We start from the raw sequence: 18288 nt of genomic DNA on the forward strand, positions 1-18288 counted from the left end.
CATGATAGATGAGAAAAAATTAACAAAGAGTCGGAACACGACAAATAATTACTCCTTAAATTGTTATAACACGATATAGAGTAACCACAGGACTCCTTGCCGCCATCATTAATTATTACTTAACTCCTTCTTTGACCCCTTCTATAATTCTGCATGCCGCAAGTTCCATATACGAATCCCCTGAAATTAAGTAGTCGTTGATTTTATCCATGTACCAAGTAGGCACACCGATACTATCGTTCGTTATCGGCCGCCGACTATATGTATTTGGTAGGGCAACCTCTTTTGTTCCCATATAATGAAGAAGACCCATGGCTTTCTTACGAAGCTCAGGGGCTGGAGCTCTTAATATTGCCTTTGCCAACAGATTCTCATAGCCTGTTCTATCTTTGGGATAGTTCAATGCAAGTGGGTAATCATAGCGACCAAAATGGCTGCACATAACAACCGGCACTCCAAGCCCCGTGAGCTCAAGACATGCCGTACCATTCCAAAGCACCGCGAGGTCCAAATATTGGGCTAAGTCACCAGCATTGAATTCAGCATGGTTTAGAACGACGACATTCTTTGGGAGATTCTCTGGCAACACATCTTCAAGTTTTTCGGTAAGTTCTAGAGCAATTTCTGGACGAAGCTCATGTGGATGAGGCTTGATCAATAAAAGAAGATCAGGGTTTGCTCGGGCAATTTCTACAGAGTGATGAAGCCAGTCAATCATATCTTCGTGTGCTGGTCCGCCGTCGTATGGAACAGCCAAGTCGCATAAAATTTTACCAAAACAACATACAATCCGACGCCCTTCCCTGCGAGCATGATTGAGTGCGGCAGCTGCAGGAGATGAATGCACACCTTCGTCGCGACCTGTTCTATTCTTTGCCACAAGTTCTTCGAAGCGCTTATGGACTTCTTGGCTGCCTTTGTTGTCCTGATACCAACGCTCAAAGCGTTCTGGGATTGCTAGGAATGGAGCGCGGCAGTTTCTATGCAGCGTCATATCCACCACAGCCATCGAGCCAGATGTCTTACTGCCTAGGTTAGTGTAGTAGTTTTCATAGGCGACGCTGGCGGCGACGTACCTAAGATTAGGAAGGGGGCGAGCTAACGCAAAGTCTCGGAATACTGAATATGGAGCAACATGGGAATTACTACCGAGGAGCACAATCGGCTGTTCACTCTGTTCGGCAGCCCGCTCTATATTTTTGCAGTGCCTTAAAATATAGTCGCAGCGTCGGAGAATACTAGCGAAAGCAGACGCTACAGGCTCATCATCGATGGCTATGGTAGCGCGACGATAGATGGTGCTAAGACGTTCATAAACTCCTTGGTAGAAATTTATACCTTCGGCTGAAACCACCCGGTTAGACCAATCGACCTTCCAATCCAATACTAGTTCCCCATCCTCTCTTGCTCGGTCGATACTGTTAAAGAGGTCTGCGATAGAGGCATGAGCTGCGCTTGGTGGCTGTTGGTTTAGAACACCTTTCATGAGTGAGCCGACAGCGAACCCCTGTCGCTTAAGTTCGATTAATGCAGGCGTTACCATTGCTAAAGTGTTGAAGCAATTTAGTGAAGCAAGAAGCACGTACCCCGTAGGCTGCTCAGGCTGCTCTATGCGATGCACAATCTCAGACGTTTGCTCTAGAAAATGCAGTCTATCGACAGTACTTTTTCTAGAAATTTGCCGTCGAAGAGGTGCATTCGTAGAAAGCGGCTGTTCCGCAAGAATTCTGGCAGTTTGAAAGTCGTTACGATCCCAAGCAGCTGCCAGCAATAGATTTCTTGCGGTTTGTGAGTGCTGAGCATTATTCCTCAGATAAGTGTATGCCGCTGCTTCACTCAGTTCATTAACCGCGAGTCGCGTCTCTATGTCGTCGACTATAGACTCGGAAAGTGTTGCCTTACACTGCTGTAATATAATTCTTGCAAGCTCAATATGACCGAGCGATATTAGCTGGCGTAATACATGCTTGAAAATAGGTGCGAGACGAGCCACCCATTCTTCGGTCTGGTTATTCTTTCGAAGCGTCTGACGCACGTTCTGCACAGCTGTCAAGAAGCTCTCGAGTTCGTTAGCCTTAACACTCGCATCAATCATCCTTGTGAAGCTGTCTGGTACTCCTAGCTCTAGAAGGTTTTCTTCCAGCATCACAAGCACCGTATCCCTAAGTGTCAAGCGCGATGTGGCGTCAAGTTCAACGCGGGCGGGCTTCCTCTGCAATACTATTGCCGCCTGAAATAGGAGATTGTGATCCTCGACCGTTACTGTTCGAAGGAGTTGTTCTGCGCGTTTGAATTCAAGGTTATCAACAAGCACCGTGAAATATACAAGATATGCACGCCGTACAACCTTAGCATTTTGCAAGTGGCCCAGTTGAATTTTCGGCACTTTAGTAACGGTACGTCCATTGAGGCTTCGAAGGGCAAATTCAAAAGTTTCAACATACTCCACTAGTTGCCGGCCAGGGAGTTTTTGGAAGTTATCTTCAAGCCATTCACAGAAAAAGTTAATAGCAATCTTAAGATCATCGTATCGCACGGCCTCTCGATAAAAAAGGACAACGTCCTCAAAAACAACCGGCATTACCTTAATAGGTGTTTTTGCGATCAGAGAGGGGACGGCTCCAGCCACATGCTGATTCTGCAGTGCCCTCTCGACACTCCCTGTTATTTGCCAACCACTTTCCCTATGACTCTTTCCGTCTATTGCAGCATCGCGCAATCGTTTAAGCGCCGGGATGTGTAGGGCAAAATCTTTGATCGGATATAGCCAACGTTTGTGACGCTGATAAAAGGGGTGTATTTCTTGAATAACAGTAAAAACTTGGCTACGAATTGACGTCATTTCTGCACTCTAAGCTATTCAATAAAGCAATAATAAGTAAAACCATCCAGTCCATATGGACGCTTCGAATTATTTACGAAATACGCTTTTTTGGAGAACCATCAAACGCTGGTTTTTACTTCGGTCGCACCATGCGGACGTGCGAGATGTCATAACCAGCTGTAGAACTTCTGACAACCTATACCAAACTAATTCTTTAAACCTAATCGTGCTTACTCTATATCACCCTGTGCTACTGGCGTATTAGCTTTTATATTTTTCCCAGCTTTCCGCCCTAGCACACTTGATAAATATTTTGGTGGCATTCCGTACCCTGGTCTTACGCTACGTACCGCATCTTCAGTGATTATTTCCCCCGCTTTTAGGGCTTTTACAAAGTATAACGAACGTCGAAACTGCACATTACCCTGCTCGCTCGATTTTCTACCGTAGTCTACCTTACCTAATGCACTCCACGCCGTTCGGCTATCTCGGCATAGCTCGGCGAGTTCCTTAGGTTCCAAGGAAAAACTGTCGTCGGGGCCACCGCCGTTGCGATCAAGGGTGAAGTGCTTTTCGATTAGGCTCGCGCCTAGGGCAACGCTCGTAATGGCGGTAGTGTTATCCAAAGTATGATCGGACAATCCTGTTACCAGGCCAAAGCGCTCGATCATGTCTGGTATCGTACGCAGGTTGTAATCTTCTGCGGGTGCCGGGTAACCACTTACGCAGTGGAGAATAGCTAGCTGTTTGCAACCCGCACCACGGGCAGCATCAATAGCCTCTTGGATTTCTTCTGCGTCAGCCATGCCTGTCGAGATGATCATCGGCTTGCCAGTCTTGGCAACGTACTCTATCAAGGGCAGGTCCACGGCTTCGAACGAAGCGATTTTATAGGCAGGGGCCCCTAAGCTTTCGAGCAAATCGACGGCTGTGGTATCGAAGGGCGAACTGAAGATAGTGATACCGAGTTCGCGTGCGCGAGCAAAAAGAGGCTCATGCCATTCCCATGGCATATGAGCTTCCTCATAGAGTTCATATAGTGTACGACCGTCCCATAGTCCGCCTTTGATTTTAAAATCATCGCTGTCGCAATCAAGAGTAATCGTATCGGGACGGTAGGTTTGCAGCTTTACAGCATCCGCGCCTGCCTTCTTCGCTTCTTCGATGATGCGCAAGGCTGTTTCGAGCTTCCCATTATGGTTGGCAGAAAGTTCAGCGATGATATACGGGGGCTGGTCTTCAGCAATCCGACGACCGTCGATTTCAATATACAGCAGAGTCATGATGATGTTGCTCCTTGTCCTGCAGTTCTGTCGCTGGCGAGCAGCCCGAATCCGATGACGTCGTGAAATGTTTGCCCATCGAAATGATGGTCGCGTAGCGTAGCTTCTCGTGTGAACCCCAAACGCTCATGAAAGCGTATCGAGCGCGTATTGAAGGCCAAGGCTTCACCGCATAATTTGTGCAAGCCCAACGTGTCGAATGCATAGGTTAATGTGACCCCCCCAAGGCGTTGGCCACTCCCTCGTGGAGCATCGGGCGCCAGGTAAAAGCCCCACTCGGCTCGTCTCGCCGATGTACTGACTAGCGTGATGTTGGCAAAGCCCATCGGCACGCCTTGCTGAAGGTAGAGCAACAGATGCCGGTTCGGGTCCTGTCGAGCTCTTTCGAACCAGCTGCGATGCTCCTTCGCTTCGATTTCATGCTGTGTGTACATGAAGCGACGCACGTCTGGGTGGTTACGCCATTCACGAACGATTTCCAGCTCCGCTTCCTGGAGAGGGCGGAGCCGATCCTCTTCCTCAGCCATTGCCTATTTCCTCTGGGCGACTCTCAGCCGTCATCCATTCGACCAGTCGTGCGACGCCGTTGCCGTCCACGAGACGAGAGGCAACAAGGCTCATCTGGGCCAAGGTTGGCGGGCGAATGTGCTCTTCCCAGATAGCGGGCAAGCGATTCACTGCTTCAGGTTCGCCTACGTTATAAGCCGCGCCAGTCTGATGGAGCGCCCGGCGATGCCTTTCTGATTCTCTGCCAGCTCCAGCATCAAGGTCGGCACACCGAGGCAACAACGCTCCCAAGAGGTACTCCCGGCCGCGCCAATGGCCAGATCCGCCTGGGTCATGCGCTCGGCCATGTCCGTCACGTTGACCACAACGTCACAATGCCAGGGCAGCTCGTCGGCTTTGGCCCTGACGTTATCCAACCAAGGTGCCGAGGCCCCCATGACGACGGTGATATGGCAACTCTCAGGCAAGCCGCAGGATTTGAGCGCTTCGAGCACTGCCCCTGTGGCATTGTCCTTGTCGACACCGCCTAGACTGATCAGTAGCCGCTTGAGTTCAAGCGGATCGCGGCGGCGAGCCAGGCTTTTCTCGCGTAGCTCGGCGAACTCGGGGCGCAGCAGTGCATACCGAGGCCCAATCAAGCGGTGGCAGCCCTCGGGTACCATGTTGTCGTAGTCCGCTTCACGACGGCCCAGGTTCTGATCGAGCAGTATGTTCGCGATATGGGCTCTATCCGCAAGGTCATCAATGACCATGAGCCGGGTACTTGCAGGAAGCACTGCCTTTTCCCAGCAAGCGTCCAGCGCATAGTGGTCCACTATCAGCCAGTCCGGTATCAGGCCTTTCAGGATAGTCCGGCATGCTTCCGCATCGGTTCTCCAGTCCGCGCCCAGCCAATGGGAGTGCTCCGAAACCCCATTCGGCACGTTAGGCTGGGCCTCTTGATCGTCTTTGAGCCGGCCATGCTCAGCTTGAGGTTGGCTCGTCTCATCATGTGCCGCCATAGGTAGCCGATGCACGACGAATCCTTCGGCTTCGATCATCTCAGTCAGGTTGCCGGGGTGCTCACGGCAAAGGAAGTGACACTCGGCTCCCGCTCCGCGTAGCGCGCGAGCCAGAGTGAGGCAACGCATTACGTGGCCGGTGCCAATCTCGAGCGAGGCGTCGACGCGAATGGCAACGACCTTCCCCCCCCTTGCATCAGGCCGATAGCTCACTGTAGCCCGTTCCCCTGTTCCGCCTGCCAAGCTCTGAACAACCACTCCGCCCGCTGCCAATCCTCCAGGGTATCGATATCCTGTACACGGTGACGCGGCAAGATCACCGGCACGGCACGCTCGGAGAATATCGGCAAGCCCTTGAGCCACGCGTCGGCTCGCCCCCAGTAAAACTGGCCGGCATCGTGCCAGGCTTCTTCCAGATCCTGGGAACGGGTATGGAAATGTTCGGGCTGGAGCATGGCCACGCGCCCTTGCGGCGTCAGGCGCAGCGCCCTCTGTATGGGAAAAGCATAACTGGTTACAGAAAAGGCATAGTCAATTTCATCACCGCTCTGCAGGTACCGGTAGCCAGTCTTGAGGTCTTCGGACTGTACGAAAGGCGCGGTGGCATAGAGGCAGCAGACTGCATCCGGGACTTCACCCTGCTCGCGGAGCCACTCGATGACATGGGCAATGACGGGAATGGTGCTGGTGTGGTCATCGGACAGTTCGGCGGGGCGACGAAATGGCACCTCGGCGCCCCACTCCCTCGCTACCGTGGCGATTTCTTCGTCATCGGTTGAGACAATGACACGATCGAAGCAGCCACTGGCCAGGGCAGCCTCGATCGACCAGGCAATCATCGGTTTACCGGCAAATGGCTTGATGTTCTTGCGGGGTATCCGCTTGCTACCGCCACGGGCGGGAATCACCGCCACGCTGCCCGAACGAGCGTTATCGCTCATGCAACCTCCAAAGCCTGCTGCAGGGCACTTAAGACTTCGTCTTGCTGGGCGGTTGTCATGGTGGGATATAGCGGCAGGCTGATGGCCTCGGCGTAGTAGCGCTGGGCCTCAGGAAAATCATTCGGCTGGAATCCCATCGCCTGGTAGTAGGGCTGAGTATGCACCGGTATATAGTGCAGGTTTACGCCTATGCCCTGCTCACGCAATGACTCGAAAGCCTGGCGATGGCTGACACCGATCTCGTCCAGCTTGAGGCGAATCACATAGAGGTGGCGGCCGGAGTAGCTGTCGGGGTGCTGCCAAGGGGTGACCACGGGTAGCTTTGCCAGCTCGCTATCGTAGCGCTCGGCCAGAGAATTCCGCTGTGCAACGTAGTCGTCGAGCCGCTCCAGTTGTGAGACGCCCAGTGCGGCCTGTAGCTCCGTCATTCGATAATTGAAGCCAAGGTCGACTTGCTGGTAATACCAGGGCCCGTCCGCTTCATGCGTCATCAGCTCGGGGGCACGAGTCACGCCGTGGCTACGCAGCAGGTTCATTCTCTGGGCCAGCGGGTCGTCATTCGTCAGCGCCATCCCGCCTTCCGCCGTAGTGATGATCTTCACTGGATGAAAGCTGAAGATCGTGATGTCGCTGTAACGACAGTTCCCGATGTACTCACCCTTGTACTTGCCGCCGATCGCATGGGAAGCATCTTCGATGATCCGGAAGTCATAACGCTGGCCAAGTACGTGGATAGCCTGCATGTCACAGGGCTGCCCGCAGAGGTGAACTGCCACCACGACCTTGGGCAAGCGCCCTTCCCGCTCGGCCTGTTCCAGCTTGGCCTCAAGCGCTTCAGGGCAGAGGTTATACGTCTGGGGGTCGATATCGACGAAATCGACCTTGGCACCGCAATAGAGGCCACAGTTCGCCGAGGCAACGAAGGTCACGGGCGAGGTCCACAGCCAATCCCCTTCGCCTAGCCCGAGTGCGAGGCATGCAATGTGCAATGCCGACGTCGCGCTGTTCACTGCCAAGGCATGGCGGGCGCCGGTTTTCTCGGCCACGGCTTTCTCGAACCGTGGCACTACCGGCCCCTGGGTGAGGAAGTCGGAGCGCAATACTTCTAATACAGAGTCGACGTCCTGCTGCTGTATGTCCTGACGGCCGTATGGAATCATTAAATGCTCCCGATCTTTTCCCAATTGGCATCGATCCAGGACTTGAGTTCTTCGTCAGTCATCCACTCGGCGTTGTTATCGCTGGCGTATACGAAACCTTCCGGCACCTTTTTACCATCCTTGATACGGTTGGCATCCTGGTCCCAGCTGTTGATGGCGGGAAGAATCTTGAAATGCTCCGGGTATTCGTAGGTGTAGTAGGCATCCTCGGCGCCGATCATCTGCTCGTGCAGCTTCTCGCCAGGACGTATGCCAACGACTTCCTGCTTGGCTTCCGGTGCTACCACACGGGCAAGGTCCGTCACCTTCATGGAAGGGATTTTCTTGACGTAGATCTCGCCACCCTCCATATCCTCGAAGGCGTGCCAAACCAGTTCGACCCCCTGCTCCAGACTGATCATGAAGCGCGTCATGCGCTCATCCGTAATCGGCAGTACGCCTTTGTCCCGGATGGACATGAAAAACGGGATGACCGAGCCGCGAGAGCCCATTACGTTGCCATAGCGCACGACGGCGAAGCGAGTATCATGCCCACCTGCATAGGAATTACCCGCCACGAACAGCTTGTCGGAAGTCAGCTTGGTGGCCCCATACAGGTTGATCGGGCTGCTTGCCTTGTCCGTGGAAAGCGCCACGACCTTCTTGACCCCCTTGTCGATACAGGCATCGATAAGGTTCATGGCGCCGTGGACGTTTGTCTTCACACACTCGAACGGGTTGTACTCGGCGGTGGGTACAATCTTGGTGGCCGCTGCATGAACTACGTAATCAACACCGTCCAGGGCACGATAGACCCGCTCACGGTCGCGAACGTCGCCGATAAAAAAACGCACACGGGGATCGTTATGGAACTTCTTGGCCATTTCCCACTGCTTCATCTCGTCCCGCGAGAAGATGATAACCCGCTTGGGGTTATATTTCTCCAGCAGCATGGGGATAAAAGTATGGCCAAATGAGCCGGTTCCACCTGTAACCAGCACGGAAGAGTCATTAAATATCATTTTTCCTTCAGCTTATCAATCCAATTTACTTACAATATTTCTTTAACTACTAAATTCTCTCAGCGCATGCATTCCCACTCTGTTTTCAAGCAAAATCGCACAGGCTCAAATCTACCAGAGCTGCTTGAGAAGCAGCCCGACGATCTCCTGCTGGCTCAGTTCTGCAGTATTGACCGTCAGTTCTGCTGATTTAGGCACTTCATAGGGGCTGCTGATCCCCGTGAAGTCCTTGATCTTGCCTTCCCGTGCCTTTTGGTAGAGCCCTTTGGGGTCGCGCTGCTCGCAGATATCCAGTGGGGTATCGACGTGCACCTCGATGAAGTCACCGTTCTGGAACAGGGCCCGTGCGGCGTCGCGGTCGCTGCGGAACGGTGAGATGAAGGCGGTAATGATGATAATGCCGGCCTCGGCGAATAGCCTTGCCACTTCGCCCACGCGGCGGATGTTCTCGGCGCGATCTTCCTCGCTCATGCCAAGATCCTTGCACAGGCCGTGGCGTACGTTGTCGCCGTCCAGCAGCATGGTGTGGTAACCACGGCGGTTCAGCTCCACTTCCAAGGCATTGGCTAGGGAGGATTTGCCTGCACCAGAGAGCCCTGTGAACCAGATGCACTTGCCCTGATGGCCGGTGAGCTGCTCGCGCATGGCTTGGGTCACGCTGGTGCGGTTCCACACCACGTTGGCCTTGCTCTCGTGCTCGCGGAATTCGTAGGGCAGTTCGCTATCCAGCGGCTGGTGGATCATCCCCGCTCCGACCGTCACGTTGCTGAGGCGGTCAATGACGATGAAGCAGCCAGTACCGGGGCTGGTGCGATAGTCGTCGATGGGCACAGGCGCCGTCAGTTCGATATGGCAGCGCGCGATGGCGTTGAGATCGAGATTCTCGGCGTGGCGGTGCTCGAGCGTGTTGACATCGACCTGATAGTCAATCGCCGTGACCTTGCCGGCCACGGCCCGGGTGGCAAGCTTTAAGTCGTAGAGCTTGCCTGGCTCCAGCGGCGCTTCATGCATCCACACGATATCTGCATCGAAGCCATTGGCAAGCGGCACCTTGGCTTCCTCGGCGACGAGCCAGTCGCCACGGGAAATATCAATCTCGTCTTCCAGGGTGAGGGTGATCGCCTGGCCCGGGTAGGCGGCTTCGAGGTCGCCATTGAAGGTGACGATTCTTTCCACCTTGGAGACCTTGCCGGAAGGCAACGCCCTCACGGCCTGGCCACGATATACGATGCCGCTAGCGAGCGTGCCGGAGTAGCCGCGGAAGTCGAGATTGGGGCGGTTGACGTACTGCACCGGAAACCGCAGGTCGCGCAGGTTCTGGTCGTGGCTGATCTCGACGCTTTCCAGCAGCTCCAGCAAGGCCGGCATATCGTACCAGCCCATGGTCTCGCTCTTGTTGACGACGTTATCACCCTTGAGGGCCGACATCGGCACGAAGCGAATGTCGCGGGCATGGAGCTTCTCGGCAACGGCCTGGTACTCCTCGACGATCTCGTCGAAGCGTGCCTGCGAGTAATCGACCAGATCCATCTTGTTCACCGCCACGATCAGGTGCTGGATACCCAGCAGATCGCAGATGAAGCTGTGGCGTCGGGTCTGGGTCTGCACGCCGTAGCGGGCATCGATCAGGATGATCGCCAGGTTGGCGGTCGAGGCCCCGGTGGCCATGTTGCGGGTGTACTGCTCGTGCCCCGGCGTATCGGCGATGATGAACTTGCGCTTGTCGGTGGAGAAGAAGCGGTAGGCCACGTCGATGGTGATGCCCTGCTCGCGCTCCGACTGCAGGCCGTCGACCAGCAGCGCCAGATCCACCTCTTCCCCGGTAGTGCCAACTTTTTTCGAGTCCCTGGCGATGGCGGCCAGCTGGTCCTCGTAGATCATCTTGGAGTCGTGCAGCAGCCGGCCGATCAGGGTTGACTTGCCGTCGTCGACGCTGCCGCAGGTGATGAAGCGCAGCAGGTCCTTGTTCTCGTGCTCGCGGAGATAGGCTTCGATATCCTCGGCGATCAGTGTCGATTGGTGTGCCATCAGAAGTACCCCTCGCGCTTCTTCTTCTCCATCGAGCCCGCCTGGTCGTGGTCGATGGCCCGGCCGCTGCGCTCGCTGGTGCGGGTCAGCAGCATCTCCTGGATGATCTCGGGCAGGGTGTCGGCCCTGGACTCCACCGCGCCGGTCAGCGGGTAGCAGCCCAGGGTGCGGAAGCGCACCCACTTCTCCTCGGGCACCTCGCCGGGGGCGAGCGGCATCCGCTCGTCGTCGACCATGACCAGCATGCCGTCGCGCTCCACCACCGGGCGCGGGGCGGCGTAGTAGAGCGGCACGATGGGAATCTGCTCCAGGTAGATGTACTGCCAGATGTCCAGCTCGGTCCAGTTGGAGAGCGGGAAGGCGCGGATCGACTCGCCCTTGTTGACCCGGGCGTTGTAGAGGTTCCACAGCTCGGGACGCTGGTTCTTGGGGTCCCAGCGGTGGAACTTGTCGCGGAAGGAGAACACCCGCTCCTTGGCGCGGCTGGCCTCCTCGTCGCGACGCGCGCCGCCGAAGGCGGCATCGAAGCCGTACTTGTCCAGCGCCTGCTTGAGCGCCTGGGTCTTCATCACGTCGGTATAGCCGCTGGAGCCGTGATCGAAGGGGTTGATGCCCGCGGCGCGCCCCTCTTCGTTGATGTGCTCGATCAGCTCCATGCCCACCTCGCCGGCCATGCGGTCGCGGAAGGCGATCATCTCGCGGAACTTCCAGGTGGTGTTGATGTGCATCAGCGGGAACGGCGGCGGCCCGGGGTAGAAGGCCTTGCGCGCCAAATGCAGCATCACCGAGGAGTCCTTGCCGATGGAGTAGAGCATCACCGGGTTGCGGAACTCGGCGGCCACCTCGCGGATGATATGAATCGACTCGGCTTCGAGTTGTTTGAGGTGGGTCTGCCGTTCGGTAGAAATTTCAGGCATCGAAAAAACCTTGGGTTCTTTCTTAACTCTTCAGACTAGCCCGCAGGGCCGATTCCCAGCGCGAATCCCGCTCGCCGGCCACGATGAAGAACGGATTGAGCACACTCTCCTGCTGGTTGCAGCGCAGCGGCTCTAGGGTATGGGCGTTCAGCACCTGGCCGCCCGCTGCAGTGACCACGGCCTGGGCCGCCGCCGTGTCCCATTCGCTGGTCGGTGCCAGGCGCGGATAAAGATCGGCCTTGCCCTCGGCAACGAGGCAAAGCTTGAGCGAGCTGCCCATGGTTGCACATTCATGATTGGGCAGAATGCGACAGAAGGCTTCGAATTCCTCCGAGCCATGAAGACGGCTGCCCACTACCTGCCAGGCCTCTTGCTCAGGCTCTGGCAGCGCGCGCACGGTGATGGTATGGCACGGCCCCTCGTCCACCTGTTTCCATGCGCCCTGCCCCTGTTGCCCGATCCAGGTGGTGCGCAGTACAGGCGCATGGACGATGCCGAACACCGGCACGCCATCCTCGATCAACGCCACGTTGAGAGTGAATTCGCCGTTCTTCTTGATGAACTCCTTGGTGCCGTCGAGCGGGTCGATCAACCAGTAGCGCTGCCAGGCCGAGCGAGTGGCGAAAGGAATCTCCGCGGATTCCTCGGAAAGAATCGGCACCTGTGGGGCAAGGTTTTCCAGCAGATCCACCAGGGCGTGGTGGGAGGCCATATCCGCTTCGGTCAGTGGGCTCTTGTCATCCTTGATCTCGACGTTGAAATCACGCTCATAGATCGAGATGACTTCACGGCCCGCGGCATGAACGCCTTCGATAAGGCGGGCACGCATATCGGCTGTCACAAAATCGGTCAAAACTCATTCCTTGGGGTTTCGGGGCTAGCTGCGAGCTCGCGTAGCTGAGCGGCAACAGCTGCTTGGAGGGCGGTAGCCGCAGGCGCCCCGCCCACTCCTGGATGGCCGGAATGAACATGGCCACCACGATGGTGTTGTTCATGAAGGCGCTCAGCCCGATGCCGGTAGCAAGACACGGAGCTGTGCTTGCCGCAGACGCTGCGGCTGGCCCAGCAGGCGGTGCGCCAGCCACTGGATGGCGCCGGTCTCCTTCAATCCTGCTGCCACGACGTAGAGCACGGCGATGGTCATGACGCCAGGGTTGCCAAACCCGGCCAGGGCCTCGCCTGGCGTCAGGATTCCCGAGATGATAAGGGCGGCCAGGGCCGCCATCAGGATCGTATCCGGGGCGACCCGGCTCAAAGCCAGGGCAATCAGTACCGATACGACGATGGCTAACGTGAACAGCGCTTCAAATGGCATCAAGGATGCTGCTTACCGCCCGATGGATAGGTAGCTGATGCCCTTGATCGCCATCCGCTTCGGCTCGAACATGTTGCGCCCATCGAAGATCAGCGGCTCGCTGAGCTGCTGCTTGATCAGTTCGAAATCCGGCGCGCGGAAGCTCTGCCATTCAGTGACGATCACCAGGGCATCGGCGCCGCGCAGGGTGGCTTCCTTGGTACCGCACAGGGAGAGGTCATCGCGGTTGCCGTAGATTCGCTGGGCCTCTTCCATGGCTTCCGGGTCAAAGGCCTGCACCTTGGCACCCGCCTCCCACAACGCTTCCATCAGCACGCGGCTGGGGGCTTCGCGCATGTCGTCGGTGTTGGGCTTGAAGGCCAGGCCCCAGATGGCGAAGGTCTTGTCTTTCAGGTTGCCCTGGTAGTGCTTGTGGATCTTCTGGAACAGGGTGGTCTTCTGTTCCTCGTTGCGCGCTTCCACCGCCTTGAGCACCTTGGCATCAAAGTCGATGGCGTCGGAAGTGCGAATCAGTGCCTGCACGTCCTTGGGGAAACAGGAGCCGCCGTAACCCACGCCGGGATAAATGAAGTGGTAGCCGATGCGCGGGTCGGAACCGATGCCCTGGCGCACCATTTCGATGTCCGCCCCGAGGCGCTCGGCCAGGTTGGCCATTTCGTTCATGAAGCTGATCTTGGTGGCCAGCATGCAGTTAGCGGCGTACTTGGTCAGCTCGGCGCTACGCACGTCCATGACGATCATCTTGTCCTGCTGGCGGCTGAACGGCGCGTAGAGTTCGCGCAGCATGTCTTCCGCCACCCGGCTGGAGGTGCCGATGATGATGCGGTCGGGCCGCTGGCAGTCGCTGACCGCGCTGCCCTCTTTCAGGAATTCCGGGTTGGAGACCACGTCGAAGCGCAGGTCCTTGCGCCCGCGGGCTTCCAGCACGTGATCCACCTTGTCGCGCACCTTGTCGGCGGTGCCCACCGGCACGGTGGACTTGTTGATGATGACCTGGTCGCGCTCCATGTGCTGGGCGATGGTCTCGGCCACGGCCAGCACGTACTTGAGGTCGGCGCTGCCGTCTTCGTCCGGCGGGGTGCCCACGGCAATGAACTGCACCTGGCCGTGCTTGACGCCTTCGGCGGCATCGGTGGTGAACTTGAGCCTGCCGGCGGCATGGTTCTCCTTCACCAGCGGCTCCAGGCCCGGCTCGTAGATGGGAATCTCGCCCTTGCTCAGGCGCTCCACCTTGGCGGCATCCACGTCCACGCAAACCACGTGATGGCCCACGTCGGCCAGCACGGCCCCTTGCACCAGACCCACATAGCCGGTTCCGAATACGGTAACGTTCATTGCCGTTCCTTTATGTACGCTCTTCTCTAAGAGATATAGCGGGCAATGATGTTCCCGCTACCTTGAATCTGTGCGCGGCTCTGCTCACGCCGTGGCCGGTGCGAGTGTACCCTTCGCAGCGCCTGTTTCATCAGGGGTGAGATAATCGCCACCCAAGGTGACTCTCATCTCATGCCCTGCCCCTTCGGCCCACTCCTGCAGCTTGGCCTTGAGCGCGGCCTGGGCGTGGGGGTCGCCGTGCACCAGGCGCACTTCCCGCGGCGGGTGGCGCATGCGGCGCACGAAGTTGAGCAGGTCATGCTGGTCGGCGTGGGCCGAGTAGCCGCTCACGGCTTCCACCCGGGCGCGAATGTCGATGCGCTGGCCGTCGAGCATGACCCAGCCGCCCTTCGGGCCGTAGCGCTGAATGTCGCGGCCGGGGGTGCCGTGGGCCTGGTAGCCGGTGAACAGCACGCAGTGGCGTTCGTCGCCGAGCATGCGCTGGAGGTAGTTCACCACCCTGCCGCCGCTGGCCATGCCGCTGGCGGCGATGACCACGGCCGGCCGGCCGCTCTCGGCCAGGTAGGCGACGGTCTGCTCGTGTTCCTGGTGGCTGTCCACGGTGTAGAGATTTTCGAAGCTGAGCGGATGGCGGCCACTGCGCAGTGTCTTGTGCGCTTCGGCGTCCCACCACGGCTTGAGTTCGCGGTATACCTCGGTGAAGCGGGCGGCCAGGGGGGAGTCGACGATGATTTCGAGCTCGCGCCAGCGCTCGTTGCGGGCGTTATGGATCAGCCCTTCCAGCTCGTAGAGCAGTTCCTGGGTGCGGCCCACGCTGAAGGCGGGGATCACTACCGTGCCGCCGTTGGCAAGCGCCCTGTCGATGGCGGCTTTCAATCGCTCGCGGCGGTGGCGCCGGTCCTCGTGCAGGCGGTCGCCGTAGGTGCTCTCGAGCACCAGCACGTCGGCACGGTACGGCGGCTTGGGTGCCGGCAGCAGCGGCGCGTAGGGCGCGCCCAGGTCGCCGGAAAAGACGGTGCGCTGAGCTTGACCGCTTGCTTTCTCCAGCGTATCCACTTCCACGTAGGCGGAGCCGAGGATGTGCCCGGCGCGCTGTAGCTTGAGCCGCACGTGGTGGCGCTCGTCGTCGAGCACGGTGTGCCAGGTCTGGTAATCCAGCGCTACCAGCCGTCCCTGCACTTCGGTCAGGAAACGCTCGATCAAGTGCCGGTCACGGGTGAAGCCAATCTTGAGCGCGTCTTCGATCACCAAGGGCAGCAGCCGAGCCGAGGGCACCGAACAGAGGATCGGCCCCTGGTAGCCTGCCGCCAGCAGGTAGGGCAGCCGGCCGATGTGGTCGATGTGCACGTGGGTGACCACCAGCGCCAGCACGTCGTCCACCGGGAAGCGCACGGCGTGCTGCTCGAGGCTGTCGACGCGCTCGGCATCCTGCCCCTGGAAGATGCCGCAGTCGACGAGCAGGGCCCGATCCGCCGCGATCTGCAGGCGGTGGCAGCTGCCGGTCACGCCCGCCCCGCCGCCGTGATGAACGATGTTCAAGAAGTCATCCCTTACTTATTATTTTGAGCTTTAAAAATTAAACGCCATAAAACCCGCGGTACCACTCGACGAAGCGCTTCACGCCCTCTTCCACGCTCACCTTGGGGCGGTAGCCGGTGGCCTTGAGCAGCGCTTCGGTGTCGGCCCAGGTGCGCGGCACGTCGCCGGGCTGCATGGGCAGGTACTCGCAGATGGCCTCGCGCCCGGTGGCGGCTTCCAGCGCGCGGATGAAGCTCATCAGCGAGACCGGCGCGCCGTAGCCGATGTTGTAGAGCGCAAAGGGCGCCGTGCTCTGGTCCGGCCGGGCAGTGGCGGCGGCGCGGTCGGGGTTGGGCTGCGGGATGACATCCAGGATGCGCACGATGCCTTCGACGATGTCATCGACGTAGGTGAAGTCCCGCGACATGTCGCCGTGGTTGTAGACCTGGATCGGCTTGCCTTCGAACATCGCCTTGACGAACTTGAAGATGGCCATGTCGGGCCGGCCCCAGGGGCCATAGACGGTGAAGAAACGCAGCCCGGTCATCGGCACGCCGTAGAGGTGCGCGTAGGTGTGGCTCATCAGCTCGTTGGCCTTCTTGGTGGCCGCGTAGAGGCTGACGGGGTGATCCACGCTGTCGCTGGTGGCGAACGGGGTCTTGGCGTTCATGCCGTAGACCGAGCTCGAGGAGGCGTAGACCAGGTGCCCCACCTTGTGCTGCCGGCACCCTTCCAGCACGTTGAGGTGGCCGATCAGGTTGGAGTCGGCGTAGACATGGGGGTTGTCCAGCGAATAGCGCACCCCGGCCTGGGCGGCCAGATGGATCACCCGGTCGAACTCGTTCTCGCGGAACAGCGCGGCCATGGCCTCGCGGTCGCCCAGGTCCATGTGGATGAAGCGAACGTCGTGGCGGTCGGCCAGGTCGTGCAGGCGCGCCTGCTTGAGCGAGACGTCGTAGTAGGTGTTGAGGTTGTCGATACCGACGATCTCGTGGCCAAGCCCGCTCAGGCGCTTGGCCACGGCGTGGCCGACGAAGCCGGCGATGCCGGTGATCAGCAGTTTCACTCGGTTCGTTCCCTTGCGTGGGGTAGAGAATGGGCCGCCACCGTTCAGGCACGCTACCGCCCGGGGATTGTTCCGGGCGGTTCCCTGGCCCTGCTGCGTAGCGATACCGGATCGGGAACGGAAGCGTAGCGTCAATGACTACGGCGAGCCCCAGGGCATGGTCCAGCCCTGGTCGCGGCTGCTCACGGTCCGCCGCCGAGCCATCGCTCGGCTTCCTGAAGCTCGACATGAAAGCCGCGCTTTCAGGCCCCTGCCGGGTATCGTTATTGGAATGACGCAATTCTACGGCACTCGGAGGCGATGCTCTACCGCGGAATAAGGGCTAAATAGTGCTGAATCGTCAGATGCTTGTTTGCTTCTTACGAAAATATGACGGCCCGTAGCACTGTTTACCGAGAAGAGCTCTCAGCAACGTTTCATCAACGACAGCGCCAGACGGCCAGCCGATGGAGAAGTGCGAGCAGAATCAGGCCCGCGGCCAGCCAGCCAAGGACGATCACCAGCGTGGTAAAGCCGCTGGGCACGTTATGCGGCGGACGAAAACTCATGCCGTGTTCGACAAGACGGGCGACGAGATACGTGGGCGCCGCCACCAGCGCCATGGCGATGCTGGAGCGCCACTCGGCCAGGCGTCGGGTGAGGGCCCAGGGCTCGCTGGGCGGCTTGGCGCCAGCCTTGGCCTTGGCCTTGCGCCTGCTGCCGGCGTTGGCACTGCGAGAGGCCTTGGCCGCACCGGCTTGACGCGTCGCGCCACTGCGCTTGGCGGGCTTGCGCCCGGCCTTGCCGCCACCCAACGGCAGGCCGGCGGCCAGCCAGCGCAGCAGGCGTGAAAACGCCCAACCGAGCGTGAACAACACGGACAGCGCCACGCTGCCCATCACCAGCAGATAGGTCATCGGCGCAGATAGGTCGGTCATGGGTGAATCAGGCGATATGGCCGAGCGTGTGCAGAGTGCGCAGCAGGTCGGCCACGCTCTCCCTGGGCTGGGCGTACTCCTTCATCAGAGACTGGAGCCGCGTTTCGAACGCCTGCTGGCGTTGCTGCTGCTCTTCCGCTTCCAGCTCCGCCAAGCTGCGCACCGGCGGCCCGGTGGGAATATCGAGACGGGAACTGGGTTTTTCCAGCTCGCGCAGTGCCTGGGCGAAGGCATCGTCAAGTTCACGAAACTTGCGCAGCTTCTCGCGCTCATCCATCGATCGGTTGGGCTTCTGGTTTCTCATCGTTATCCGTGATTGCTCAAGTACCTGGTTGGAGCAGCGCAATTGGCTGTCCTCACACGTGGGCGGCACCCGATGGTTGTGGGGCCGAGTATACCGCCAACGCACCGAGTAGCGAAGGTCGGCCAGTACGCTAAACTGATAAGACACATGGGCTCACGCAAAGGAGCACCG

General features: G+C 58.4%; 16 protein-coding genes. All 16 read right to left on the reverse strand.

Going from position 1 to position 18288, the window contains the following annotated elements:
* Positions 1–115: 115 nt before the first annotated feature.
* Complete coding sequence (locus tag I4484_RS11765) at positions 116–2842, reverse strand: hypothetical protein (RefSeq protein ID WP_197447488.1); 2727 nt, start codon at positions 2840–2842, stop codon at positions 116–118.
* A gap of 212 nt (positions 2843–3054) precedes the next feature.
* Positions 3055–4107 (reverse strand): pseudaminic acid synthase, encoded by a 1053-nt coding sequence (pseI, locus tag I4484_RS11770; RefSeq protein ID WP_197447489.1) that lies wholly within the window; start codon positions 4105–4107, stop codon positions 3055–3057.
* Positions 4104–4634, reverse strand: coding sequence for a UDP-4-amino-4,6-dideoxy-N-acetyl-beta-L-altrosamine N-acetyltransferase (pseH, locus tag I4484_RS11775; protein ID WP_197447490.1), 531 nt, complete (start codon positions 4632–4634; stop codon positions 4104–4106). Before pseH ends, pseI begins: the two co-directional genes overlap by 4 nt.
* A 165-nt stretch (positions 4635–4799) precedes the next feature.
* Complete coding sequence (gene pseG / locus I4484_RS11780; protein ID WP_368408017.1) at positions 4800–5873, reverse strand: UDP-2,4-diacetamido-2,4,6-trideoxy-beta-L-altropyranose hydrolase; 1074 nt, start codon at positions 5871–5873, stop codon at positions 4800–4802.
* A complete protein-coding gene (gene pseF / locus I4484_RS11785) occupies positions 5825–6556 on the reverse strand; it encodes a pseudaminic acid cytidylyltransferase (RefSeq protein ID WP_197447492.1) in 732 nt (243 codons plus the stop codon). Before pseF ends, pseG begins: the two co-directional genes overlap by 49 nt.
* Positions 6553–7716: a UDP-4-amino-4,6-dideoxy-N-acetyl-beta-L-altrosamine transaminase gene (pseC, locus tag I4484_RS11790; RefSeq protein WP_197447493.1), complete on the reverse strand. Its 1164-nt coding sequence runs from the start codon at positions 7714–7716 to the stop codon at positions 6553–6555. The genes pseF and pseC overlap by 4 nt, the downstream gene beginning before the upstream one ends.
* A complete protein-coding gene (gene pseB / locus I4484_RS11795) occupies positions 7716–8714 on the reverse strand; it encodes a UDP-N-acetylglucosamine 4,6-dehydratase (inverting) (RefSeq protein WP_197451016.1) in 999 nt (332 codons plus the stop codon). Before pseB ends, pseC begins: the two co-directional genes overlap by 1 nt.
* 114 nt (positions 8715–8828) lie before the next feature.
* Positions 8829–10745: a sulfate adenylyltransferase subunit CysN gene (cysN, locus tag I4484_RS11800; protein ID WP_197447494.1), complete on the reverse strand. Its 1917-nt coding sequence runs from the start codon at positions 10743–10745 to the stop codon at positions 8829–8831.
* Entirely contained in the window at positions 10745–11662 is a 918-nt protein-coding gene (gene cysD / locus I4484_RS11805) for a sulfate adenylyltransferase subunit CysD (protein WP_197447495.1), read from the reverse strand. The genes cysN and cysD overlap by 1 nt, the downstream gene beginning before the upstream one ends.
* A 22-nt stretch (positions 11663–11684) precedes the next feature.
* The gene (gene cysQ, locus I4484_RS11810) at positions 11685–12491 is read right to left on the reverse strand and encodes a 3'(2'),5'-bisphosphate nucleotidase CysQ (protein WP_197451017.1); all 807 of its coding nucleotides are present in this window, start codon (positions 12489–12491) and stop codon (positions 11685–11687) included.
* A gap of 174 nt (positions 12492–12665) precedes the next feature.
* Positions 12666–12977, reverse strand: coding sequence for an SLC13 family permease (locus I4484_RS11815; RefSeq protein WP_234283476.1), 312 nt, complete (start codon positions 12975–12977; stop codon positions 12666–12668).
* A gap of 12 nt (positions 12978–12989) precedes the next feature.
* On the reverse strand, positions 12990–14312 hold the full coding sequence (locus tag I4484_RS11820) for a UDP-glucose/GDP-mannose dehydrogenase family protein (RefSeq protein WP_197447496.1): 1323 nt from the start codon (positions 14310–14312) through the stop codon (positions 12990–12992).
* Between the two features lie 84 nt (positions 14313–14396).
* A complete protein-coding gene (locus tag I4484_RS11825) occupies positions 14397–15851 on the reverse strand; it encodes an MBL fold metallo-hydrolase RNA specificity domain-containing protein (protein ID WP_234283475.1) in 1455 nt (484 codons plus the stop codon).
* 37 nt (positions 15852–15888) lie between these two features.
* Positions 15889–16896 carry an NAD-dependent epimerase gene (locus tag I4484_RS11830; RefSeq protein ID WP_197447497.1) on the reverse strand — a complete coding sequence of 336 codons (1008 nt, stop codon included), beginning with the start codon at positions 16894–16896 and terminating at the stop codon, positions 15889–15891.
* Positions 16897–17315: 419 nt separating this feature from the next.
* A complete protein-coding gene (locus I4484_RS11835; RefSeq protein WP_197447498.1) occupies positions 17316–17813 on the reverse strand; it encodes a hypothetical protein in 498 nt (165 codons plus the stop codon).
* Positions 17814–17820: 7 nt separating this feature from the next.
* Entirely contained in the window at positions 17821–18117 is a 297-nt protein-coding gene (locus I4484_RS11840; RefSeq protein ID WP_234283474.1) for a hypothetical protein, read from the reverse strand.
* Between the last annotated feature and the right edge of the window lie 171 nt (positions 18118–18288).

It is taken from the genome of Halomonas sp. SS10-MC5 (assembly GCF_015992245.1).
Lineage (GTDB): Bacteria > Pseudomonadota > Gammaproteobacteria > Pseudomonadales > Halomonadaceae > Halomonas > Halomonas sulfidoxydans.